Origin of the sequence: Desulfobulbus oralis (assembly GCF_002952055.1) — a bacterium.
Classification (GTDB): Bacteria; Desulfobacterota; Desulfobulbia; order Desulfobulbales; family Desulfobulbaceae; genus Desulfobulbus; species Desulfobulbus oralis.
Map to the genome: position 1 here is coordinate 2,259,708 of NZ_CP021255.1, position 21,625 is coordinate 2,281,332.

The 21,625-nt window shown below is 56.0% G+C and carries 20 protein-coding genes and 3 pseudogenes; 7 read left to right on the plus strand and 16 right to left on the minus strand.

Translation table 11 applies throughout. From position 1 onward, the window contains the following. Positions 1–878 precede the first annotated feature (878 nt). Entirely contained in the window at positions 879–1,157 is a 279-nt protein-coding gene (locus CAY53_RS12760) for a hypothetical protein (protein ID WP_181040268.1), read from the minus strand. Here CAY53_RS12760 and CAY53_RS12990 point away from each other — a divergent pair. Together CAY53_RS12990 and CAY53_RS10030 are read left to right on the plus strand one after the other, a co-directional pair. Then, positions 1,143–2,816 (plus strand): spermidine synthase family protein, encoded by a 1,674-nt coding sequence (locus CAY53_RS12990; protein ID WP_181040269.1) that lies wholly within the window; start codon positions 1,143–1,145, stop codon positions 2,814–2,816. The two genes, CAY53_RS12760 and CAY53_RS12990, sit on opposite strands and share 15 nt — an antisense overlap. 83 nt (positions 2,817–2,899) lie before the next feature. Further along, positions 2,900–4,657, plus strand: a complete 1,758-nt coding sequence (locus tag CAY53_RS10030) for a formylglycine-generating enzyme family protein (RefSeq protein WP_181040270.1) — start codon at positions 2,900–2,902, stop codon at positions 4,655–4,657. Between the two features lie 20 nt (positions 4,658–4,677). Here the strand turns inward: CAY53_RS10030 and CAY53_RS10035 are convergent, their stop codons facing one another. Further along, positions 4,678–7,953, minus strand: a complete 3,276-nt coding sequence (locus CAY53_RS10035) for an AAA family ATPase (RefSeq protein ID WP_104936980.1) — start codon at positions 7,951–7,953, stop codon at positions 4,678–4,680. A gap of 9 nt (positions 7,954–7,962) precedes the next feature. Next, positions 7,963–9,192, minus strand: coding sequence for an exonuclease SbcCD subunit D C-terminal domain-containing protein (locus CAY53_RS10040; RefSeq protein ID WP_104936981.1), 1,230 nt, complete (start codon positions 9,190–9,192; stop codon positions 7,963–7,965). A 93-nt stretch (positions 9,193–9,285) separates the two neighbouring features. Between CAY53_RS10040 and CAY53_RS10045 the strand changes: the two genes are divergently transcribed. Beyond that, complete coding sequence (locus CAY53_RS10045) at positions 9,286–9,393, plus strand: helix-turn-helix domain-containing protein (protein ID WP_104936982.1); 108 nt, start codon at positions 9,286–9,288, stop codon at positions 9,391–9,393. Between the two features lie 68 nt (positions 9,394–9,461). Here CAY53_RS10045 and CAY53_RS10050 read toward each other — a convergent pair whose 3' ends face one another. Beyond that, the gene (locus CAY53_RS10050) at positions 9,462–9,710 is read right to left on the minus strand and encodes a hypothetical protein (RefSeq protein ID WP_104936983.1); all 249 of its coding nucleotides are present in this window, start codon (positions 9,708–9,710) and stop codon (positions 9,462–9,464) included. Positions 9,711–10,153: 443 nt separating this feature from the next. On the opposite strand from CAY53_RS10050, the gene CAY53_RS10055 reads away from it, so the two are divergent. After that, the gene (locus CAY53_RS10055) at positions 10,154–11,467 is read left to right on the plus strand and encodes a hypothetical protein (protein WP_104936984.1); all 1,314 of its coding nucleotides are present in this window, start codon (positions 10,154–10,156) and stop codon (positions 11,465–11,467) included. Here the strand turns inward: CAY53_RS10055 and CAY53_RS12995 are convergent. Next, positions 11,442–11,585 (minus strand): RHS repeat-associated core domain-containing protein, encoded by a 144-nt coding sequence (locus CAY53_RS12995; protein ID WP_181040271.1) that lies wholly within the window; start codon positions 11,583–11,585, stop codon positions 11,442–11,444. The two genes, CAY53_RS10055 and CAY53_RS12995, sit on opposite strands and share 26 nt — an antisense overlap. Before the next feature lie 200 nt (positions 11,586–11,785). Here CAY53_RS12995 and CAY53_RS10060 point away from each other — a divergent pair, with 200 nt between their 5' ends. Further along, positions 11,786–13,042 (plus strand): ISL3 family transposase, encoded by a 1,257-nt coding sequence (locus tag CAY53_RS10060; RefSeq protein ID WP_104935672.1) that lies wholly within the window; start codon positions 11,786–11,788, stop codon positions 13,040–13,042. Between the two features lie 452 nt (positions 13,043–13,494). On the opposite strand, the gene CAY53_RS10065 is transcribed toward CAY53_RS10060, so the two are convergent. From CAY53_RS10065 to CAY53_RS12765, 4 genes and pseudogenes are all read right to left on the minus strand, one after another. Continuing rightward, a complete protein-coding gene (locus tag CAY53_RS10065; protein WP_245874802.1) occupies positions 13,495–13,884 on the minus strand; it encodes a hypothetical protein in 390 nt (129 codons plus the stop codon). After that, positions 13,882–14,061 (minus strand): annotated as a pseudogene (locus CAY53_RS13800) (RHS repeat-associated core domain-containing protein); the annotation flags it as partial. The pseudogene CAY53_RS13800 and the gene CAY53_RS10065, both read right to left, overlap by 3 nt. Then, the gene (locus tag CAY53_RS14145; protein ID WP_181040272.1) at positions 14,036–14,248 is read right to left on the minus strand and encodes a helix-turn-helix domain-containing protein; all 213 of its coding nucleotides are present in this window, start codon (positions 14,246–14,248) and stop codon (positions 14,036–14,038) included. The gene CAY53_RS14145 and the pseudogene CAY53_RS13800, both read right to left, overlap by 26 nt. A gap of 85 nt (positions 14,249–14,333) precedes the next feature. Continuing rightward, positions 14,334–14,693, minus strand: a complete 360-nt coding sequence (locus CAY53_RS12765; protein WP_146106494.1) for a hypothetical protein — start codon at positions 14,691–14,693, stop codon at positions 14,334–14,336. 50 nt (positions 14,694–14,743) lie between these two features. Between CAY53_RS12765 and CAY53_RS10075 the strand changes: the two genes are divergently transcribed. Then, positions 14,744–15,510 (plus strand): IS5 family transposase gene (locus tag CAY53_RS10075; RefSeq protein ID WP_245874803.1). Its coding sequence is split into 2 segments (ribosomal slippage): positions 14,744–15,077 and positions 15,077–15,510, totalling 768 coding nucleotides; the frame shifts between segments, so codons are not numbered across the junction. A gap of 32 nt (positions 15,511–15,542) precedes the next feature. On the opposite strand, the gene CAY53_RS13585 is transcribed toward CAY53_RS10075, so the two are convergent. The 7 genes and pseudogenes from CAY53_RS13585 to tnpA all read right to left on the minus strand — a co-directional run bounded on the left by CAY53_RS13585 (position 15,543) and on the right by tnpA (position 20,441). Further along, positions 15,543–15,860 (minus strand): hypothetical protein, encoded by a 318-nt coding sequence (locus tag CAY53_RS13585; RefSeq protein ID WP_245874929.1) that lies wholly within the window; start codon positions 15,858–15,860, stop codon positions 15,543–15,545. A 150-nt stretch (positions 15,861–16,010) separates the two neighbouring features. Continuing rightward, positions 16,011–16,779, minus strand: a pseudogene (locus CAY53_RS13805) (RHS repeat-associated core domain-containing protein); the annotation flags it as partial. A 148-nt stretch (positions 16,780–16,927) separates the two neighbouring features. Next, a complete protein-coding gene (locus tag CAY53_RS10085; protein ID WP_104936988.1) occupies positions 16,928–17,353 on the minus strand; it encodes a DUF4288 domain-containing protein in 426 nt (141 codons plus the stop codon). Positions 17,354–17,365: 12 nt separating this feature from the next. Continuing rightward, a complete protein-coding gene (locus tag CAY53_RS10090) occupies positions 17,366–18,574 on the minus strand; it encodes an RHS repeat domain-containing protein (RefSeq protein WP_483863839.1) in 1,209 nt (402 codons plus the stop codon). A gap of 75 nt (positions 18,575–18,649) precedes the next feature. Then, positions 18,650–18,850 (minus strand): annotated as a pseudogene (locus CAY53_RS14175) (RHS repeat domain-containing protein); the annotation flags it as partial. Between the two features lie 12 nt (positions 18,851–18,862). After that, the gene (locus CAY53_RS10095; protein WP_146106497.1) at positions 18,863–19,651 is read right to left on the minus strand and encodes an RHS repeat protein; all 789 of its coding nucleotides are present in this window, start codon (positions 19,649–19,651) and stop codon (positions 18,863–18,865) included. A gap of 346 nt (positions 19,652–19,997) precedes the next feature. Continuing rightward, positions 19,998–20,441, minus strand: a complete 444-nt coding sequence (gene tnpA / locus CAY53_RS10100; RefSeq protein WP_104936991.1) for an IS200/IS605 family transposase — start codon at positions 20,439–20,441, stop codon at positions 19,998–20,000. A 391-nt stretch (positions 20,442–20,832) separates the two neighbouring features. Here tnpA and CAY53_RS10105 point away from each other — a divergent pair. Continuing rightward, a protein-coding gene (locus CAY53_RS10105; RefSeq protein WP_245874804.1) for an IS5 family transposase occupies positions 20,833–21,599 on the plus strand; the annotation gives its coding sequence in 2 pieces (ribosomal slippage) (positions 20,833–21,166 and positions 21,166–21,599; 768 coding nt in all). The last annotated feature ends 26 nt before the right edge of the window (positions 21,600–21,625 follow it).

Consider the following 21,625-nt stretch of genomic DNA (forward strand, 5'->3'; position numbering starts at 1 on the left):
ATTCGGGAGTTGAATATATGAAGAGACAAAAAATCGGCATTGGTATCATTGCTTTTTCGACACTGCTGCTGGAGCTTGCAATGATCCGTGCATTTGATGTGATTCTCGACCCATCTATGGGCTACATGATTGTCACTATTGCCATGTTCGCCTTGGGGCTTGGCGGTATTTTTGTGTACATTTTCAAGATAGATCGTTTTCATGCAAAAACAATATTGCCCATTCTGACCTTATGCTATGCACTGTCCATAGTACTTATGCTCTATATTCTCGATGCCTTGCCCTTTAATCTGCAATTTTCCGGGAACCTGCTGGTGCAGATATGTGCTTGGTCAGGCATGTATTTAACCGTTGTTTTTCCTTTTTTCCTGTCGGGCGTTATCTTCTCGATCCTGTTTTCCGTCTATGCCACTGAAATCAGCAGCCTGTACTTTGCCGATCTGTGCGGCGCGGGTCTGGGCTGTCTGCTCCTGATGTTTATTATTCCGATATTCGGGCCGGGCGGCATTCTTTTTCTGCTGGCTGGCCTGCTCTGCCTTGCGGCCTTCTGTGTATCCTCTTTTGCGAATAAAACCCTGATTGTGTTTGTTCCCATTTCCTTAATATTGATCTGTTATCCATTTCTCCATGGCCAGTATATTGAATTTTCGGATCATGCCAACAAACGTGACACCAACGTCTTGAAAGAAATGGGTAAACGTGAATACGTGAAATGGGATCAGATTTCAAAGTTAGAGGTGTATGATAATATCGGCTCAAAATATTTTTCTCTCGATGGTGGACAGCAGGCATCAAATATGATGCAGTATGATGGGAATTTATCCAGGTTTACAGATCTCATCAACCAGCAGCCCCAGGCATACTATTTTGGCCTTTCTTCACTGGTCCATTACCTGAAACGTACAATCCCGGCAGAAACCCTGATATTGGGTGCGGCTGTTGGCGGAGAATCTAAGACTGCCTTGATCTTTGGAGCTCGCAATATTGATGCCATTGAGATGGTCGGGGCCATGGTGGATGCCGCGAAAGATCGATACAGAACTTTTTCCGGCGATATTTTCAATCATCCTCAGATCAGATATATGAAGGGAGAGGCGCGAACCTTTCTTCGCGGCACCAACAAGCAATACGACATCATCCAGATGTTCAGCAACCATTCCAGCTCCAGCATCACCCAAGGCAACGGAGCGCTGGAATCCGTCTACCTGCAGACCGTGGAGGCCTATGAGGAGTATTTCACCCATCTGAAGCCCGACGGCATTCTTTCCATGAACCGGCATTACTATCCGCGCATGCTGACCACTGCGGCACAGGCCTGGCACCGTTTGGGCAGGAGCGATTTTCACAAACACGTCCTGGTGTTTGAACGGTATGCGCCGGACACCCTGCCGACTGTTCTGATCAAAATGACGCCATGGACTGCGGAGGAGGTGGAGGAGGCCAGGTCCTACCTGAACCGGGAAATCATCGGGAGGGAGCGTGAACAGCGCGCGAGCTTCCCCTCTCCGCTCATCCTGCGCCAGAGTCCATTCCAGAGTGCCGTTATTTGCGGGCAAAACCAGGTAGATGCCCTGTCCCTACTCATAGGCACCTATGGCCAGAAGGCGCTGCCGTATCCGGTGAGGGTGCGCTTTTCGGTCGACGGGAGCGGGCAAAGTGCGGAATTCCACTTGGACGGCCAGCAGATTCACGACAACCAAAAGGTCATTTTCCCCCTGAATCCGCCCTGGGAAAATGTCCGGGGGAGGCTGATCAGCGTCCAGGTGAGTTCGGAGAACACGCAGCCGGACCAGGCCTTTTCTCTCTGGCTGGATTCCGCGAAGCAGCCCTTGGTGCAGAACATCAAAATTGGGCAGGGAACAGCCTACAAAATCGCTTTCAATCCGGTGGATCCGGCTGGGAACCTCCTTCCGGCAGCCCTGCTTGCACAGCCCTTCCCCCGGGAACTGGCGGCCCGGGCCGATTACCGGCTCGACCCGGTGGACGATAATCGCCCCTTTTTCAACATGATTCGGAAAACCACGCGGGAACTTTCGCCCAGGACATCCAGCTTTCTGGATGGCGGCACGGCCAATATCCTGAATCAGCAGCGACTGCCCGTGCTTTCGCGGCGACTGCCTGCCCTTTCGCGGGATGTGCTCTGCTTTGTCGTGGTTGGCAGCATGTCGGTGCTTTTCGCCGCGCTCTTTATTTTTCTCCCGCTGCGCTGGACCAAAAAGGGCAGCGGCATCTGGCCGGCAATGCCGTGGTTTCTGGTCTATTTTTCCTGCCTGGGAGCCGGCTTCATCGTGATTGAGCTGACGCTTATCCAACTGTGCACCAAGCTGATCGGCTATCCCACCTATACCTATGCGGCCGTGCTGTTTGCCCTGCTGGTGTCCGCGGCCTTTGGCTCGTTTTTCTCCAGGCGCTTGCTGGCAGGGCATCCCGGCCGCTGGCCCTGGATCTTCTTGGCCCTGGTGGCCTACGGCGGCGCTTTCCTGGCCTTCTGCCAGCCGCTCTTCGCCCACCTGCTGCAGTATGCCCTGCCATGGCGCTGGATAGCCGCCACAGTGCTGATCTTTCCCCTGGGCTTTTTCATGGGCATGCCCTTCCCCCTGGGCATTGCCGCTCTGGACCGCTGCTATCCCGCAGGCATTGCCTGGGCCTGGGGCATGAACGGCTTTTTCACCGTGCTGGGCGGATTTCTGAGCCTGGTCAGCGCCTTCTTCCTGGGTTTCAGGATGACGCTTCTGATTGCGTTGGGCATCTACTGTGTGGCCCTGCTGGCCTACGCCATGATCAGCAAAGCCAGGGCCGGATTGGCCCGAGCCTGATGCGTGCGAAAAATGTCGCCAGGAAGGGGCAACAAAGCCGGGTGGGAGCAGGCACCGGCCACACAAGCATGGAGGAACGCCGCATGCAAGGCATCCGCATTTTTCTGAGCGCCCTGACGCTCGCGCTGCTGGCGCTGGCCATGAGCGCAGCTTCGGCCGCAGCAGCCATCGCCCGGAAGGACGCGCCGGTCTCGCCCGAGCAGGCCAGCAATCCCAAGGCCGATCCGCAGGACATCATCCTGCCCATGCCCTGCGGGCTTTCCATGGCGCTGCGCGCCGTGGCCGTGCCCGGCGGGCTGATGCACGACCGCCGCATCGTCATGGGGCTGGGCAACACCGATCCGGAACGCCAACTCTACGAGCGCCGCTTCGAAAGCCACATCGCAGCGCCCTTCACCACGGCCGACCTGCCCGCGGCCTGGCAGTCCAGGCTGGATCCGAACCAGCAGCAGGGCTTCACCTTCTATTTTCTGGGCAAATACGAGGTCAGCCAGTATCAGTGGGACGCGGTGATGCAGGAAAGCTGCCCGGCCGGGCCGCCTGCAGAGGGCGATCTGCCCAGACGGGAAATCTCCTGGTTCGACGTGCAGCGCTTTCTGCAGAAATACAACGCCTGGCTGGTTGCGAATCACCCGGACAAGCTGCCCCGCTTTGCCGGCAACGAAAACAACATCGGCTTCCTGCGCCTGCCGACCGAGGAGGAATGGGAGTTCGCGGCCCGGGGCGGCAGCAGGGTGCCCGGCGAAGACCGGGACAACAACGACATCTTCCCCCTGGGGCAGGACAGGCTGGAGGATTTCGGCGTGTTCTCGGGCCAGTCGGCACTGACGGCGCCCTCAGCCATCGGCAGCCGCAAAGCGGGCCCTTTGCAGATCTACGACACCGTGGGCAATGTGAAGGAAATGGTGGACGGCCTCTTTCACTTCTCCGTGGCCGATATGCGGGAAAACGGCGAGGTCTTTCAGCGCCTGCACGGCGCGGCCGGCGGCATGCTCTGCAAGGGCGGCAGCTTCCGGAGCACGCAGCAGGGCGTGCTGCCGGGCTGGCGCGACGAGGTGCCGCTCTATACGGCCAAAGGCGAAACCCGGCCCGATGACATGGGCTTTCGGGTGGCGCTCTCCGGCCTGAACGTGGGCAGCGGCCAAAGACTGGCAACGCTCAAAAGGGAAAATGCCGGCAGGGAAGCGGCGCAGACTGCTGCCGCGACGGCCGCAGCCCAGGCCGGAACAGGGCAGCATATGGCCCAGACCGCGCCTGCAGCCACACCGCTTGCCGAACTGGACCGCATTGCCGGGACGGCCCCTCCGGAAATGCAGCCTGCACTGGCCCGGCTGCGCAACCTGCTGAGCGACCGCCAGAGCGCACAGGAGCGGCAGCGTGCCGAAGTGCTGGAAAATACGGCCCGCGCCCTGCTCTATCAGGCGGAAACCATCCGCGGCTTTGCCTTCCGCTACTTCACTCTGCATGCCAACTGGCTGGAATATCTGGAAAAACACCAGGGCACAGACACGAATGCCGCCAAACAAAAGATCGATCAGCGGCTGGACGAATACTACCAGTTGCTGCTCACCGCAGCCAATTACTACAAGAGCACCCTGGCGCGGGTCAGCGAGGCGGAGCCAGCCGAGGTGGCAGACATCATCGGCCGCTTCCGGCAGGAGTACAGCGCCGACGATTCCCTGAGCCGGCACATGCGCGAAAACATCGCAAGCGTGGACAAACATCTGAAAGCCGCAAGAAGCCAGGGCATCGCCGCTCTGGACCAGAAGCAGATCTGCCGGGACATCATCCCGGACGTGCACCTGAAGGCCCTGCCCCTGAAAAAAAGGGAGGGGCGATAAGGCGGGCCACCTCGGGCAGGTCAATCGGCTGCAAGGGGCCCTGCCCCAGCGTCCGGGTGGCTGCATCCGGGCCCGGAAATCCGGCTTCTGCCGCCGCTTTGGGGTCTGACCTGAATCTGCGTGCCGATCCGCTCATTCAGGGCAGAGACGTGTGAAATGACGCCGATCAGCTTGCCGTCCTGCCGCAGGCCCGCAAGGGTTTCCAGGGCGGTGTCGAGGGTCTCCTCGTCCAGCGTGCCGAAGCCCTCGTCCAGAAACAGGGAATCCACCCGGACATTCCGGCTGGCCATCTGGGACAGGCCCAGTGCCAGGGCCAGACTGACAATAAAACACTCGCCGCCGGAGAGGTTCTTTGTAGAGCGGATTTCTCCTGCCTGGTAGTTGTCGATCACGTTGAGTTCCAGGGGCTGCACGCTGTCACGAACCAGCAGGTAGCGCTCGCTCATTTTCCGCAACTGCCGGTTGGCATGTCCAACCATCATGGCAAAGGTCAGTCCCTGGGCAAAATTGCGGTACTTCTTGCCGTCCGCGGAGCCGATCAGCTCGTGCAGGTTTTTCCACCTGAGGCACTCCTTTTTCTGGGCCTCGATGGCCGCCTGCTTTTCCCTGATCCGCTCCTTTGCAGCCGCATGCTCGCTGAGCTGGTGCCTGAGAGCGGCAATGCGGTCCCGCAGGGCCTTCAGAACCTCCTCGCCTTCCCTGAAGCGGGGTTCGAGTTCTTCCAGCGATTTGTCCGTGATCTGGCGGGCCATTTCCTGCGCCAGGCGGGCTTCCCTGTCCTGCTGCCTCGCTTTCAGGGCTGTTTGGCGCTCATCCAGGGTCCTGGCCCTGGCCATCAATGCATCCCGCTCTGCAGAGGGCGATATGGCCGCCAAAAACTGCGCTTCATCTGCAAAGCCCCTGGTCGCAAGCGCTGCGGAGAATGCTGTTTCCAGCCCTTCCAGCTCCGGTTCCCGCTGCTCGATGCGTTTTTTCAGAGATTCGACGTGGGCCTTTGCGGCAGTCCAGTTTTGTTGAAGTTCATTGTGCCGTTCTCTGGCCTGCTTTTCCGCACCTTCGGCATCGTCAAGCGCCTTGTTTAAACGGCGTTCCTCATCGTCCGGATTCCTGTCGCCGTACAGCGCCTTGCGCTCCGCCCTTCCGGTGGCGAGTTCCTCTTTCAGGGCCTCCAGTCGCTGGGCTTTCCCGGCCAGGGCGGCGCCTTGCGTTTCGATGAGCGCATCCAGCCGCTTCAGCTCGCTGTCGATGTCGGCAATCTGTTTCTCGATCTCCGCCTTGTTCCTGACCTGATCCTGCCAGGCCTTCAGCCGCGCTCTGAGGCTTTCGATCAGGGATGCAATGTCCCCTTCAGGGATGGCCGCAAGACCAAGCGGCTGGAGTTTCGTAGTAACGGCCTGCCTGCGCGCGGCAAAATCGGCACGCAGTTTCAAAAGGCCGTCCTGCAGCTCGGCCAGGGCTTTGCCGGCAGCCAGCCTGTCATGAGCCGCTGCGGTCTCCCGCTTGTCCGCCTCCGTCAAGGTGTTGCGGGCCAGGCTTGCAGCCGCTTCGAGTTGCTTGATGGCGGTTTCCTGATCCTCGGCTGTACCGATGAGCCTGCTCAGGGATGCGATCTTTTCTTCGGTTGCATCGGGAACAGGGACGTTCCCCGCCGCAAAGGGGTGCCCGGTTGCGCCGCAGAGGGGACAGGGTTTGCCGTCCTCCAGCCTGGCCCGATGCTCTTCAAGCTCCGCAATTTTTCTCAGGAAGGCCAGTTCCCGCAGCAGGGCTTCCTGCTCGGCGCGGTACTCCCGCAGCAAGCGCCCCCCCAGGAGCCGGCTCAAGGCCTCTTTGCCCTGCTGCAGCCCTTTTGCCGCCGCCTCCAGTTCCTGCTGCCGAATGTCGGATTGCTTCCGACACTCCTCAAGCGCCTTTGCCGCCAGGGCCAGGGCCGCCGCGGCCCTTTCCTGAGCCGCCTCCTTTTGCAGGATTTCCTTTTGCCTGACAAGCAGGTCGCCGAGTTGTTCCTCAACACCAGCCAGTCCGCCGATCAGCCATTCATCCCGGGCATGATCCCTGAGGTGAGCGTCCACGAGATTCAGCCTTTCCTGAGCCCTGGAGCGCTTTTCCAGCTCCTGGTGCCGGGTTTTCCGGTCAGCCTCGATCCTGGCCTGCTCCTGCTGACAATCCGCCTCCCCTGCCAACAGCGCCTTTTTCTGATCAAACAGCCGCTGATCGAGGGAACGCAGCCGCTGCAGGACAGGCATGCCCGCCTGCAATGCCGCCTTGGCCTGGGCGCTTCGCCCCTCGGCCGTTTGCAGTCTTGCAGCCTGCTCCCCGGCGGCGGATGCCAGTCCAGGCAGCCTATCGAGTTCGCCTTGCAATGCGGCGCGGTCATCCGCCTGCTGTTTGCGGGTGCTGGCGAGCGTCGCGTAGGCGCCGTCCAGCGAGGCGGCGCTCAAAGCCCGGTCCAGCTTTTCACGATCCGCCTTGAAGGCCTCGATATCGCCCTGCAGCCTGCCCGCTTCATCGGCCAGATTGCCGATTTCCTTCTTCAGTCCATCGATAACGGTGAGCCAGGCAATGGCCTTGCCGGTGTCGGCGAGTTGGGCGGCGAGAGCGCGCTCCTCCTGCTGCCTGGCATCGAGCTCCTGCAGGCTCTCCTGTTCCTGCTCCGGCGCAAGCACCACGATGCCAGCCGTTTCCGCCTGGAGCAGATGCAGCTTTTCGTGCTCCTCGCGCTGGCGCTCGTGGACGCGGATGGATATCCGGCTGTAAATCGCTGTGCCCGTTATCTGCTCCAGAATCGGGGCCCGATCATCCGGCGTTGCCTGCAGAAAGGCGGCAAAGCCGCCCTGGGCCAGCAGCATGGAGCGGGTGAAACGGTCGAAATCCATGCCAGTGGCTGCCTCGATCTGCGCGGCAACCCCCCTGATGCTGGCCTCGAAAATCTCGCCGGAATCCGCATTGGCAATCTCATGTTTCGGGGCCTGGAGTTCGCCATCCGGCCTCTTGCGGGCCCGGCGCTGGCTCCAGTGACAGCGGTAACGGCCGGACTGGGTTTGGAAGGTCACCTCGGCAAAGCACTCGCCGGTCTGGCGGGACATGATTTCGTTGCCATGCCTGCCGACCCTGTTCAGGCGGGGCGTGCGGCCATAGAGGGCAAGGCAGATGGCGTCGAGGATGGTGCTCTTCCCCGCGCCGGTCGGGCCGGTGATGGCGAAGATGCCGTCAGAGACAAAGGCCGGATGCGTCAGGTCGATTTGCCATTCGCCGGCCAGTGAATTCAGATTCCTGAAGCGGATCTGCACTATTCTCATCGCAGCCCTCTACTCCGCCTGCACGTCGTCCGCAAGGAGGGACGAGACCGTTTCCTGGTAGGCCCGAAGCAGTTCCGGCTGCTGCTCTGCAGGCACATCATGAGCGGCAAGGCATCGCGCAAACACCTCGTTTGCGTCCAGATCATCCAGGCCTTCCTCTTCATGGCTCTGCTCCAGCACGCGGTCGATGATGCGCTTGTTCTTGATCCGGAGGATGGCCATCTGGCTGCCGGCAATCGCTGTCTCCAGACGCTCGCGCAGGTCGCCGACGAGTTCGGCCCCGTCGTAAACGATTTCGAGCCAGGCCCGGGAAGCCCCTGCCGAGAGTGCGAGGAGGCGGCTTTGGATATGCTCCCAGTCCCCCTGGATGCGCTCGAGTTTTTGAAAAAGCGGCACGTCGATCAGCTGCACGGACGCCGCTGCGCTGCGACATTCAACCAGGCAAAGGCTTTTCCGCTGCCTGGCTTCCCCAAACCCCATGGGCAAGGGCGAGCCGCTGTAGCGTATGATTTCGGAGCCGTTTACCCTTTGCGGGACGTGCAGATGCCCAAGCGCCACATAGGCGAAATGCTCCGAAAAAATTCCGGACGGCACCTGGGCCAGGGCGCCGACGTAGAGTTCGCGCACGCCATCGCCATCGACGCTTTGCCCGCCCGCCGTGAACAGATGGCCCATGGCGACCATGGGGATATCAGCCCCAAGGCTCCTGCGCTTGTGCTCGGCCAGGGCGGCAACCGCCGCGTAATGCGCGCGGATGCCCTCTACCAGCTTCTGCTCCTTGGTCTCCACACTTTCGCCGGCCCCCGCCTCCCGGATATCCCGGTCGCGGAGGTAAGGCACGGCGCAGACAATCAGCTCCGGATTGTTCTGCGCATTGCGGAGCACCAGCACTTCGTCTTCCGGGTCGGCGCTGGCGCTGCCGACCACATGAATATCGAGTGCCCGGAGCAGGTCTCTGGTCGCATCGAGAAAGGAAGGCGAATCGTGATTGCCTGCGATGACGACAACATGCCGGCAGGACGAGGCGGCCACCCGGCACAGGAAGCGGTAATAGAGCTCCTGGGCCCGGTTGCTGGGCGTACTGCTGTCAAAGACATCCCCTGCCACCAGGAGGACATCGATTGCATGCTGCCGAATCGTCTCCGCCAGCCAGCCCAGAAAGGCCTCGAACTCCTCGTAGCGCTTTTTGCCATACAGGCTGCGGCCGATATGCCAATCGGAGGTGTGAAGAAGTTTCATGGTGTTGCTGGCAGCGTGTCGGCGCGCTTTGCGTATGCTGCACGCCCGTTTTTCAATGGAGTTTGAATTTAATCGGCGAAGGAGACTGACACTATGGTTTGCCCTCATCTTACAGCAACAGAACGGGAAAGTATACTGTGCCTTCGTGCTCAGGGCTGCGGAATACGCAAGATTGCCCGAGCCCTGAACCGAAGCCCATAGACGATCAGCAGAGAGCTTCGGCGTAACCTCATCAGGGGAACCTGCAGTGCCCACGAGGCAGAGAAGCTCTATCGTCTGCGCCGCAAGCGCTGCCGGCAGTCTTTCAGGCTGGAGGACAAAGCACTGCAATCCCTGGTCCAGGCCCGGCTTGTGGAGGGCTGGTCGCCGGAACAGATCAGGGGCAGGGAATCCCCTGCAGTATCCGTCACCACCATCTGCCGGGCCGTGCAGTCCGGCAGGTTGCCCTGATCCGTCTGCCTGATGGGCTGGAGTGCCGCAGCCTGATGGTGGATAATGACAAGGAGTTTGCCAGGCACAGGGAAGTATCCGCTGCCCTGGGCTTCCCGTGTACTTTGCCTATCCCCACAGCCCCTGGGAGCGGGGTACAAACGAGAATACGAACGGACTCATTCGCGAATATCTGCCCAGGGGACTCGATTTCCGGGGTGTGCGAAACGATGATGTTCTGCGGATTGTAGAACGCCTGAACAAGCGTCCCGGAAAGTGTCTCGGCTTTCGTACCCCTCGGGAGGCCTTTTTCAAGTTCCCTGTTGCTTTTGGATTGAGAATCTAGAATTTGAAAGTTGACATGCCCTGGCCGGGCAGCGGGCGAATGGCTGGAGTGGCCGCATGTTTCGGTCTCGGGCCGGCTGATGGCTGCTGTCTGACGCTTCGTTTGCACGGTGAACTGAAAAAACCGGGATCGGGTGTGGCCAAAACACCCGCCGCGCCACTTGCACCAAATCGAATTCAAAAAACCATGAACCCAAGCAACCCGTTTTTCCTTTTGGCGATATTCTCGGTTCCGCTGCTGCTCTTTGGGCTGGCCTTCTGGAACTGGCGCATGGTCGCCCCTCTGACTGTTATCATCCTGTCCTTTGCCTGCCAAATCGCGCTGCATATGCTCATATCGTCTGGTCTCCCCATCCCAGAGCCGGCCGTGTTCGCTCTGATGGCACTGTGCCCGGTGGTTGCGCTGGATTTTCTCCTGTGCCGGCTCACCCAGATAAGCCGCGCCAACATCCATCTGGTACTGGGCATACTGGGTCTGGGACTGGGACTGGCCGCCTCAATGAGCAGTCAAATGCCCGGCGGCCGGGAACTTTTGTATGCCCAAGGCTTCCCATGGGAAGACATTGTGTTCTTCATTGCGGTCTGCTTTCTGTGTGAAAGCAAAAACGACTATGTCTGGAACAACCGAGGCCAGTTTGAGGAAAAAGAGCGCCGGGCCGCCGCCATCAATGTGCAGGCGGAACGCTATGCCCGGCGCAGGCCGCTGGCGGACGTCCTGTCCTCCGGCCTCGGCATCTTCTGCACCATGCTGGCCCTGCTGGCGCTCGTGGCCTGGCTTTTTGGGCTTTTGGGCTGGCCGCGTCTCGCGCCCAGTTTCCTCGCCATGGCCGGCCCGCTCTGGCTGGGCCTGCATCTGGGTTGGCACCGCCACGCGCCGGAACAGGTCTCGGACGTGGTGTCCATTCTCTATCCCCAAGCCTGGTACCCCGCTGACGTTGATGTCGTCGTCAAGCGGATGGGCAATCTGGGCCACCATCCCTTTGCCTCGGCCACCAGCGAGGTCTGGCTGGCGCGGATACTGGTCCGGGGCCTGGTCATCCTGTCCATCTTCGTCGTGGCTTTCGTCACGGGCTCACCGGCACTGGGCCTGCATGAGCTGGGCCTGCTGGACAATGTCCCGATGCTCGCCGTCCAGGGTACCGGCTTTTGCGGCGTGGCGCTGCTCTGGCCGCTGGGCCTTCTCACGGGCGCGCTTTTGGAGGCGCTCTGCGGCAATCCCTATCCACTGGCGGCGGATTTGCCACGGGAAAGCGCGCCCACGCCCCGGACAAGCCTGAAGGAGCTGCCACAGCCGAAAGAGCGCGATCTTTTGGACAATCTGGTCAAGTATCCGTTGCTTTTCCTCCTGCTGGCTGGCCTGCTGTTGGCGGTGTCGGTCGTCGCGTTTGGGATGGCGCTAGGCGCAGCGGGTGGCGAGTGTACGCTCAGTGTGGCGGTGCTGGCCCTTTACCTCTGGATGATAATGGGCCAGTGGGTCAGGTCCCGGCGGGAGCGGCAATAGGTGGAAGCAGCCCGGTTTCGGCGTAAAAGTACTGGCCGGGGAAGCGCAGGTTGTTCTGCACCGTGCCGAGTTGGACCTGGGTCCTGCCAAAGGGTAGGGCAGCCGCTTGCCAGACCACTGTGCCCTCTCCTGTAATCAGCCGCTGCGGGGGCTATTTTCGGCTCCTCAGCAGAATCTGTGGGTTCCCGTCAGGGCCGATGAGGCTGTTGGGTGGCTGAAAATATTCCCTGACGGAACCTGAAAAGAGAGCATCCCGTTTCCCTTTTTGGCATTGTGGAGATCGACGAATATTCCCAAAGCCAAGGGAGGAGAAACGGGATGCAAATCAAAACTATACTGAATCGGATCCAGGTCCACAAAGGTTTTGTGTATGGCCCTGCCAGCTTGCATGAGCTGGCAGGGCGGCTGATGCTGGAATTGGAGATCCGGCCACGCAAAGGGAGCCGGCCAGTCTGCTCCGGCTGTGGCAAAGTTTGTCCTGGCTACGATACCCAGGCCCAGCGCCGGTTTGAGTTTGTCCCCCTGTGGGGAATCGCGGTCTTCTTCCTCTATGCCATGAGACGAGTCAACTGCCCCGATTGCGGCGTCAAGATCGAGCGGGTTCCCTGGGCAAAGGGGAAAAGCCACCTGACCACCACCTATGCGTGGTTCCTCGCCGGATGGGCGAAGCGTCTTTCCTGGCTGGAGCTTGCAAGGGCCTTCCACACCTCGTGGGAGAATGTTTTCCGCTCGGTCAGGATGGCCGTGGAGTGGGGGCTGGCGCATCGCGATTTGACGAATGTCCTGGCCATCGGCGCCGACGAGATCTGCTGGCGCCGACGCAAGGATAAGTTTGTCACCCTGGTCTATCAGCTTGACCAGGGGAAAAGGCGGCTGCTCTGGATCGGCCGCGACCGTACCACCAAGACCTTCCGGGGATTTTTCGACTGGTTCGGGCCACAGAGCTGTCAACACTTGCGGTTTATTTGCAGCGATATGTGGAAGCCCTACCTGCGGGTCATTGCGGAGAAAGCTCCTGATGCGCTCAACGTTCTTGACCGTTTCCATATCATGTCCCACCTGAGCAAGGCCATTGACGAGATCAGGGCGCATGAGGCCAACGAGTTGAAAAGCCAAGGAAAAGAACCGCTCCTGGCCAAAAGCCGCTGGTGTCTGTTGAAACGGCCTGAAAACCTGACCGACACCCAGGTGGACAAACTCGGAGAACTGCTTGCCTGCAACCTCAGAACCGTCCGCGCTTACCTGCTTAAGGAAGATTTTCAGCGATTCTGGGCGTACAGTTCCCCGGCCTGGGCCGGCAAATTTCTTGATGCCTGGTGCACAAGAACCATGCGCTCCAGGCTCAACTCTATGAAGAAGGTCGCCAAAATGTTGAGGGTTCATCGCCCTCTTTTGCTCAACTGGTTTCAAGCACAAGGCGAGATCGCTCTCGGGTGTGTGGAGGGTTTGAACAACAAGGCCAAAGTGATCACAAAACAATCCTATGGTTTTCGGACGTATGATGGCTTAGAAATAGCATTGTATCACGGAATTGGTGACTTACCTGTCCCAAAAGCTACCCACAGATTCTGCTGAGGAGCCGGAAAACAGTTAGCAAAACCCAGAAAATCATGAGTTGCGGCATAGAAATGCTCCCTCAGGCTGGGGTAGAAAATGTACATTTGCTCTTGTCTGCCATAATACCGTCTCAGGATCATAAAATCTGTTCCAGTTGTAGTGCAGGCCAGTCTCGGCGTCAAAGTACTGGTTCTGCTTTTTTGGCAATTAATGAGGCCTGAGCCTAGTCTAAACTGAAAAAGCAAAGAAGCCCGACAATTACAAAAATGAAACCCAAGAGTCTAACCCAAATTGGTTTAACCGTTAGCTGCTTCAATCCAGCATATCGGATAATTGGGTATTGGCTGTAAAAATCTCTTAATCTTTCGGCAACAGAAGATGAGCGAGCGTATGCATATATACCAATCGCTAAAATCGTAATACTGAACAAACGTAAGGCGTTATCCTCAATCACTCTTCCTCCATCTATGTCAATGTGACCAGTGTGTGATGTTATGAAATACGCCTATATCAAATCCTTCACAATCCCACCAAAGTACTGAATTAGGAACAAATGGATCATTTGGGATCTTGATACCGCCACCAATCTTAGCACCTGTACCTATTTCGACAGACACACCTCCGATGTATCCTAATCCATCAAAACTATCATACTTCTTGCAGTCATCTTCGTTGAAGATTACAGGCCTTGAACTACCTCGGAACGAAGGTAAACCGATACCAATACCAACTACCATCATTATATAAATAGTCAATTCTCCAGATTCAAAATCATTAATCGTTACATCATAGACACCAACACCAATAATTGCATGCCCAAGTGCTCCTCCAACCCATATGATCATTTCAAATTTCTTCAACCCCTCTGGATCCCTCCAGTTAATCGGGTCATTGCCCACATAGACATAGAGGTTGAGTCCGCCATCGAGGCCAATGGGGTCTGGTGAGAGGTAGCGGCCGGTATCCGGGTCGTAATAGCGGTGCCAGTTGTAGTGCAGCCCGGTTTCGGCGTCATAGTACTGGCCCGGGAAGCGCAGGGCTTCGGTTCAGGGCTCCGGCGATCTTGCGAATTCCGTATCCTTGAACACGAAGACACAGTATACTTTCTCGCTCTGTTGCTGTAAGGTGGTTGTTGCCTATGGGTGTCGGTCTCCTTCGCTGATTGTGCTCGTGAACCTTCTTCTGGCGAATAACTGCCTCTATATGGGCTTTTTCTTCTCTCAATATCCCCTGTTGTGTTTAGATTGTAAATCCAAGCAATATTAAGATTTGTTGTATGTTTTTAACATTACTTTTTTAGAAATACATTCTATTTTTGTTTCACTTGTAAAAAAATTACTAAATGTACCGCCTTATCTTGGGAGCTATATTTCTTTAACTCAGGAGTATTATACTTGAAATCGATGAAATCTATAGAGTCCCTTTGTATCCTATTGCAAAACGTTTCAACGTTAATCCAATCACACCCAATAAACGCAAGAGTTGTATAGCCTTCTGTAGAAATAAAATTTGAATAATTGGATATTTCTTCAAACTCATCCTTACAAAATATAATATCTAAATATAAATCTGTTACACCACAGTCGTTTTGTGATATGTGTATTCCTAAAAAATCAGAATCATGAATTGGTAAATCATAAATAGTTTCTTTATTAGGCTCAGACCTCATTAATTGCCAAAAAGCAGAAAATCTGGTTAGTTGTGCTCAAGGAGGACGCCATGAGCCAACTTTTCTACCTTTCTGCCGAGCAACTCGAACGTATCAAGCCCTTCTTTCCACGTTCACATGGTATTCCGCGGGTCGATGACCGGAAAGTCATCAGCGGCATCATTTATGTCATCAAACATGGCTTGCAGTGGAAGGACGCGCCGCGCGAGTATGGCCCTTATAAAACGCTCTACAATCGTTTTTTGCGTTGGAGCCAGATGGGCATCTTCAACAACATTTTTACCGAATTGGCAAAAACAGCGGGACAGGATGGCCAGGTGATGATCGATGCGACCCACCTCAAGGCGCATCGTACCGCCGCCAGTTTGCTCAAAAAAGGGCTCTTTCCCGCTGCATTGGACGCACAAAGGGCGGGCTGAACTCCAAACTCCATGCCCTTTGCGACGCTCACGGCAGGCCCCTGGCCATGAAGCTCACGGCAGGCCAGGTAAGCGACTACAAAGGAGCCGCCCTGCTTATGGATGCCATAGATGCTTTGCCTGAGACCAGGGCGCTGCTGGCGGACCGTGGTTATGACGCCGACTGGTTCCGTGATGCCCTGCGTACCAGAGGCATTACGCCCTGCATCCCGCCCAGAAGGAGCCGAAAGAGACCCTGCTCGTACGATCAAAATCTGTATAAACAGCGGCACAAGATCGAGATCATGTTTGGCAGGATCAAGGACTGGCGGAGAATAGCCATGCGTTATGACCGCTGCGCACATACCTTCTTTTCAGCTCTGTGCCTCGCGGCTTCCGTCATATTCTATCTCGATTAATGAGGCCTGAGCCTAATCTCTTTCATAACTAATTACTTCTTCTTTATAGGATACCATCTACCATTTACATGAATATGGTCTTGTGAGCCATAGCCTCTCTTTATTTCTGGGCGGCCTTTATCTCGCCTCCATTTCTCCTCAAACTTTCCATCTGGGCCAATTTCACCCCAACTACCTGGCCTATGGGGATTTTCTACTAAACCATCATGAGGGCTTGTTGGAACTTCGCATTCCTCTCCACTTTCATCGCTTTCATTCATCATCAAATTTTTACGATTTATCTGGGGAGATGTTAGAGCCCTATCTACTGGAGTATTGCTCGGTATGGTAGCAACAGCTGCCAGCAACATTACTGTACCAGCTGCAGTGGTAGAGGGTTCTGGAATGACAATCAATATCGTTCCGATAAGGCCTGCTCCCCAGGTTGTGGCACCTGCATAAAGCCCCTCCGGGTCACTCCAATTCGCCGGATCATTCTCGACATAGGCATAGAGGTTGAGTCCACCCTCAAGGCCAATGGGGTGGTGAGAGATATCTTCCGATGTCCGGATCGTAGTATCTGTTCCAGTTGTAGTGCAGCCCGGTTTCGGCGTCAAAGTACTGGCCCGGGAAGCGCAGGTTGTTCTGCACCGTGCCGAGTTGAACCTGGGTCCTGCCAAAGGGCAGATAGGCCGCCTGCCAGACCACTGTGCCCTCTCCTGTAATCAGCCGCTGCGGCGTGCCCAGGTGATCGTTGATGTAGTAGTACAGGCCAGGCCGGAGTTCGTATTCCCGAAGCGCCACAGGCTCCTGCCCCAGCCAGACGTATTCCCTCAGTACCCTGCCGTTCCCGGCAATCTCCGCTATCAGACGGCTCTCCAGATCATACAGATAGTACGTGGTCTTCGCACCCACGGTCTTGCGAACACGGCGGTTCTGGCTGTCATAGCCGTAGCCGGCTAGCTCCTGCCCGTTCCGCCGGACTGTTTTCAGACGACCAAGAGCATCCCAGCCGAAGCTCCGGATGCCGTCCGACAGCAGGCGGCCGGCTGCATCATAGCTATAGCTCGTTCCGCCGCGTACCGCCAGCTGATTGTTGGTGGCATCGATGGTGGAGCTCTCGCTGCCCGATTCCACAGCAGGCACGGCCAGTCCTTTGCTCTCTGTCACCTGGCCGGCCGCGTTCCGCGTATAGACATAGTCCAGACTCAGCACCCTGCCGTTTGGAGTAGTTGATCGCACAAAAGCCACATGCTGCTCTATTGCCCCCTGCCTCCGGCCAAGACTCATGAATGCCCCCCTCGACAAAACTTGATCACCTGCACACCATTATGTCTTACCTGGAGAATTCTTCAACGAGCTGTTGACTTTTTCTCACCCTAACCGTGGGGTGCATTTGCAATGAGAATTTATCAATTTAGCATTTACGGAATTATCATTATTTTTCACCCCAATCATCTGCGGCATCAATATACTTTATAACAACAGCATCACCATTAGCAAGTTTCATCAGTTCTTGCTCACTATTAACCTCCATGTAGGAGTAGCTAACCTCAACTCCATTGTGCGGTAAATCAACATCGAGTTCATCAGATAAATGATCTCTTATTTCAATAATTTTACGTATTCCTTCAAATTTCCAATATGCAGGCTTCCCATTTAACCGGAGATTGTCGTCAATGGCTACATATTCTTCAGCATATTTTTTTGCTTTTTCATATGCCTGTTTGCTCGAATCAGCTTCGAATAAAGTGAAATTCTCATAAACAGGAAATACTCCTTGGTCATAACCTTTTAAACGGCAAGAAATTATTATACTCACTGTATACCAACTCATTTTATTCAAACCTGTTTTTATGGTCACAATTATAGCGCTTCATAGCTTGTTTAATTTTTTCCTTTCTTGTGCATCGCACGTTTGATTATATAATTCTCGTAAATAAAAACATGGGTCTACAGGTCTAGTCATTTGAACTTTTCTTACATATTCATTGTCAATATTTTGTTTGCCACCTTTGGCCATTTCCATTGGATCTGATAATAAATCACTTATCTTATCTCCCACCCATGCTCCTGCTATTGCCCCTCCAGTAGCGCCAATAGATCCACCTACTTGCGCCCCAGTAATACCGCCTGCAATCGTTCCCCCACCAGGCAAAGCAAAGGTGCCGCCAGCCCCTCCAGCGATCCCACCGAGAACAGAACCGCCCCATCCTCCAAGAGCACCGCCAACAGCTCCTCCAATAAGGGTACCCGCTGGAGTCAACCCCCAAGGATCCACCCAGTTCACCGGATCATTATCGACATAGGCATAGAGGTTGAGTCCGCCTTCCAGACCGATGGGGTCTGGGGAGAGATATCTTCCGGTCTCCGGGTCGTAGTAGCGGTTCCAGTTGTAGTGCAGCCCGGTCTCGGCGTCAAAGTACTGGCCCGGGAAGCGCAGATTGTTCTGCACCGTGCCGAGTTGAACCTGGGTCCTGCCAAAGGGCAGGGCGGCCGCCTGCCAGACCACTGTGCCCTCTCCTGTAATCAGCCGCTGCGGTGTGCCCAGATGATCGTTGATGTAAAAGTACAGGCCAGACCGGACTTCGTATTCCCGAAGCGCCAAGGGCTCCTGCCCCAGCCAGACGTATTCCCTCAGTACCCTGCCGCTCCCGGCAATCTCCGCCAGCAGCCGGCTCTCCAGATCATACAGATAGTACGTGGTCTTCGCACCCACGGTCTTCCGAACACGACGGTTCTGGCTGTCATAGCCGTAGCCGGCTAGCTCCTGACCGTTCCGCCGGACTGTTTTCAGACGACCCAGCGCATCCCAGCCGAAGCTCCGGATGCCGTCCGACAGCAGACGGCCCGCCGCATCGTAGCTGTAGTTCTTTCCGGCACGCACGGTCAGCTGATTGCTGGCCGCATCGATGCTGTAGCTCTCGCTGCCCGATTCCACAGCAGGCACGGCCAGTCCTTTGCTCTCTGTCACCTGGCCGGCCGCGTTCCGCGTATAGACATAGTCCAGATCCCCTGCCTGGATGCGGCTTGCCTGATAGCGCTGGTCATAGCTGCGGCTCAGATTCACCCCGCCCAGCCGCATGCCCGTGACCGGACCAAAGGGCAGATACCGGATATCACGGGCCAGATCGTGCTCTCCAAAACGAAGCCCGCTGATCCGCCCCGCCGCATCATAGCTGTACTGTAACACCGTGCCCGATGGATAGGTGATGCTGCTCAGCTCGCCGGTGGCCTCGTCATAGCCATAGCCCACACTCAGGCTCATACCCGCCCTGCTCACCCGCTCCTGCGTCACCCGGCCCAGACCGTCGTAGCCGAAGCGCCGCTCAAACTCCTCCTCCTGTATCCCCGTCAGACGCCCAGCCGTATCCTAATCCCAGCTGAACGCCACGGCCCGCGCAGCCCCCGGCCACTGCAGACGCACAGGACGGTTCAGCGCGTCCCAGAAGAACTCCGCCCGCTCGCCCAGGGCATTGCTCCGGCTCAGAAGATTCCCGGCTTCGTCATAGACCGATGCATTCGTCCCCGCATCCGGTGAGGCCACCTGCCGCTCACGGCCAAAGTCGTCGTATACGCTCGTGGTCACATGGCTGCGCGCATCCGTCACACCAATGATGTTGTCCTGACTGTCATAGCCATAGCCCGCGATCTGTTCGCCCGCCCGCTTCTCCGTCAGCCGCCGCCGCAGCCCATCATAACCGTATTCGCTGACCACTCCCAGAGGATCCACCGCGCGAACCAGATTGGCCACAGGATCATAGGCAAACTGTTCCTCGCTGTTGTCCCCATACATCCTTTTCGCCAGGTTCCCCGCCTGATCATAGGCAAAACGCAGACTGTAGCGCAGGCGGTTCTCCGGATCGCGCAGCTCCCGGGCGCTCTGCCGACCCAGACCATCGTAGCTGTAAGTGATGGCATTGCCCAGGGCATCGGTGATCGAGGCCAGCCGCCCCCCGCTGTAGCTGTAGCTCAGCCTGCGGCCGCCCGGCAGGCTCAGTCCCTGAAGACGTCCGGCCCCATCGTAGCTGTACGTGGTCACCAGATTGCCGACGCTGCGGCTGAGCACATCGCCCCGGAAGTTGTAGCTCAGGCTCGTCTCGAGCCCGCTGGCATCAATAATCTTCCCGGGTTTGCCCGAAGGCCCGTAGTCGCTGAACACAGTCCTCTGCCCCAGGGTATTTCACATTAAAAAAGCAATCGATAAAAAAATAATAACACAAAAACAAAAGACTATATTTATAGAAAGAAGTAAAAATTTAAGATTATTGTCATTGATCTCTTTTTGTATTTTAGAGCATGAATCTAAAAACTTAAAAACTTCAGGAAAAGGGTGTATTATTTTATATCCCTGACTGTTCGTATATTTAAAAGTTTTGTAAATAAGAAAATAAAAAATAATCGCGGTAATAAAAAACAGTGAGAAAGCAATTTTTTTTAGAATCATAAAGTGAATTCTCTACCGCCTAAAGGCGGTAGCTTCGAACCATTGCCGCCTGCAAGGCGGCTTATGGCGCCAGGGTAAAATCGTCATCGTGGACTCGCTCCTCCAGGTCCTGCTCTGCAATATATTGCATGATGACATCGTCTGTGACATTGCCTGAACTGGCGGCAAAATATCCGCGACCCCACAGATGACGGCCCCAAAATTGCCCGGACAAACGTCGGTTTTCTGCAAGCAGCTTGCGTGAGGTTTTCCCTTTTATGCGGCCAACCAATTTACTCACAGAAATCTGTGGAGAAAGCGAAACAAACAGATGCACATGATCTTTGGAGACGTGCCCTTTCAAAATATCTATATCCATGGATCGGCATATTTCTCGTATCAGATCCCGTAAACGCACGGCCACGTCTCCAAAGAGAACCGGTTTGCGATACTTGGTAATCCATACAATATGGACCTTGAGGGAATAAATTGAATGCGAGCCTTTGCGATACGCATACTTATCCATAGTATCGCAAACCTACTGAAGTCTTCGCCTCAAGGCGAGGGATTTTCTCCCATTCCCAGAAAGAGACATTAAATGGGTACAGTGCAATATCCTGCAATTCATAGTGCTATATTTTGGTGTTTTTATCCAGACATTTTAGGTTTTTATCCAGACATTTTAGTCGGCTGAGAGTCTTCTCATGGACGACTCTTATCTTATCTCCAAGCCATACTCCTGCTATCGCTGATACAGCAGCACCAGCAATACCGCCTGCAATTGTTATCCTACCTGGCAAGGAAATGGTCTTGAGAAAATAGCAGGTATCTTCTGTTTTCGTTATCTTGTCTAGGCTCAGGCCTTATTAATTGCCAAAAAGCAGAAAATCTGGTTAGTTGTGCTCAAGGAGGATGCCATGAGCCAACTTTTCTACCTTTCTGCCGAACAACTCGAACGTATCAAGCCCTTCTTTCCACGGTCACACGGTATTGCGCGGGTCGATGACCGGAAAGTCATCAGCGGCATCATCTATGTCATCAAACATGGCCTGCAGTGGAAAGATGCGCCGCGCGAGTATGGCCCTTATAAAACGCTCTACAATCGTTTTTTGCGTTGGAGCCAGATGGGCATCTTCAACAACATTTTTACCGAATTGGCAAAAACAGCGGGACAGGATGGCCAGGTGATGATCGATGCCACCCACCTCAAGGCGCATCGTACCGCCGCCAGTTTGCTCAAAAAAGGGCTCTTTCCCGCTGCATCGGACGCACAAAGGGCGGGCTGAACTCCAAACTCCATGCCCTTTGCGACGGCCACGGCAGGCCCCTGGCCATGAAGCTCACGGCAGGCCAGGTAAGCGACTACAAGGGAGCCGCCCTGCTTATGGATGCCATAGATGCTTTGCCTGAGACCAGGGAGCTGCTGGCGGACCGTGGTTATGACGCCGACTGGTTCCGTGATGCCCTGCGTACCAGAGGCATTACGCCCTGCATCCCGCCCAGAAGGAGCCGGAAGCGACCCTGCTCGTACGATCAAAATCTGTATAAACAGCGGCACAAGATCGAGATCATGTTTGGCAGGATCAAGGACTGGCGGAGAATAGCCATGCGTTATGACCGCTGCGCACATACCTTCTTTTCAGCTCTATGCCTCGCGGCTTCCGTCATATTCTATCTCGATTAATGAGGCCCGAGCCTAGAGAACGAATT

What these genes read in the sequence shown, in the direction of transcription:
- tnpA (WP_104936991.1), bottom strand. Translation starts at nt 20,441, where the DNA reads ATGGATAAGTATGCGTATCGCAAAGGCTCGCATTCAATTTATTCCCTC.
- CAY53_RS12990 (WP_181040269.1), top strand. Translation starts at nt 1,143, where the DNA reads ATGTTCAGCAACCATTCCAGCTCCAGCATCACCCAAGGCAACGGAGCG.
- CAY53_RS13585 (WP_245874929.1), bottom strand. Translation starts at nt 15,860, where the DNA reads ATGTTGCTGGCAGCTGTTGCTACCATACCGAGCAATACTCCAGTAGAT.
- CAY53_RS12760 (WP_181040268.1), bottom strand. Translation starts at nt 1,157, where the DNA reads ATGGTTGCTGAACATCTGGATGATGTCGTATTGCTTGTTGGTGCCGCG.
- CAY53_RS12765 (WP_146106494.1), bottom strand. Translation starts at nt 14,693, where the DNA reads ATGAGGTCTGAGCCTAATAAAGAAACTATTTATGATTTACCAATTCAT.
- CAY53_RS10060 (WP_104935672.1), top strand. Translation starts at nt 11,786, where the DNA reads ATGCAAATCAAAACTATACTGAATCGGATCCAGGTCCACAAAGGTTTT.
- CAY53_RS10035 (WP_104936980.1), bottom strand. Translation starts at nt 7,953, where the DNA reads ATGAGAATAGTGCAGATCCGCTTCAGGAATCTGAATTCACTGGCCGGC.
- CAY53_RS10090 (WP_483863839.1), bottom strand. Translation starts at nt 18,574, where the DNA reads ATGCGGCTGGGCGGGGTGAATCTGAGCCGCAGCTATGACCAGCGCTAT.
- CAY53_RS10030 (WP_181040270.1), top strand. Translation starts at nt 2,900, where the DNA reads ATGCAAGGCATCCGCATTTTTCTGAGCGCCCTGACGCTCGCGCTGCTG.
- CAY53_RS10055 (WP_104936984.1), top strand. Translation starts at nt 10,154, where the DNA reads ATGAACCCAAGCAACCCGTTTTTCCTTTTGGCGATATTCTCGGTTCCG.
- CAY53_RS10040 (WP_104936981.1), bottom strand. Translation starts at nt 9,192, where the DNA reads ATGAAACTTCTTCACACCTCCGATTGGCATATCGGCCGCAGCCTGTAT.
- CAY53_RS10045 (WP_104936982.1), top strand. Translation starts at nt 9,286, where the DNA reads ATGGTTTGCCCTCATCTTACAGCAACAGAACGGGAAAGTATACTGTGC.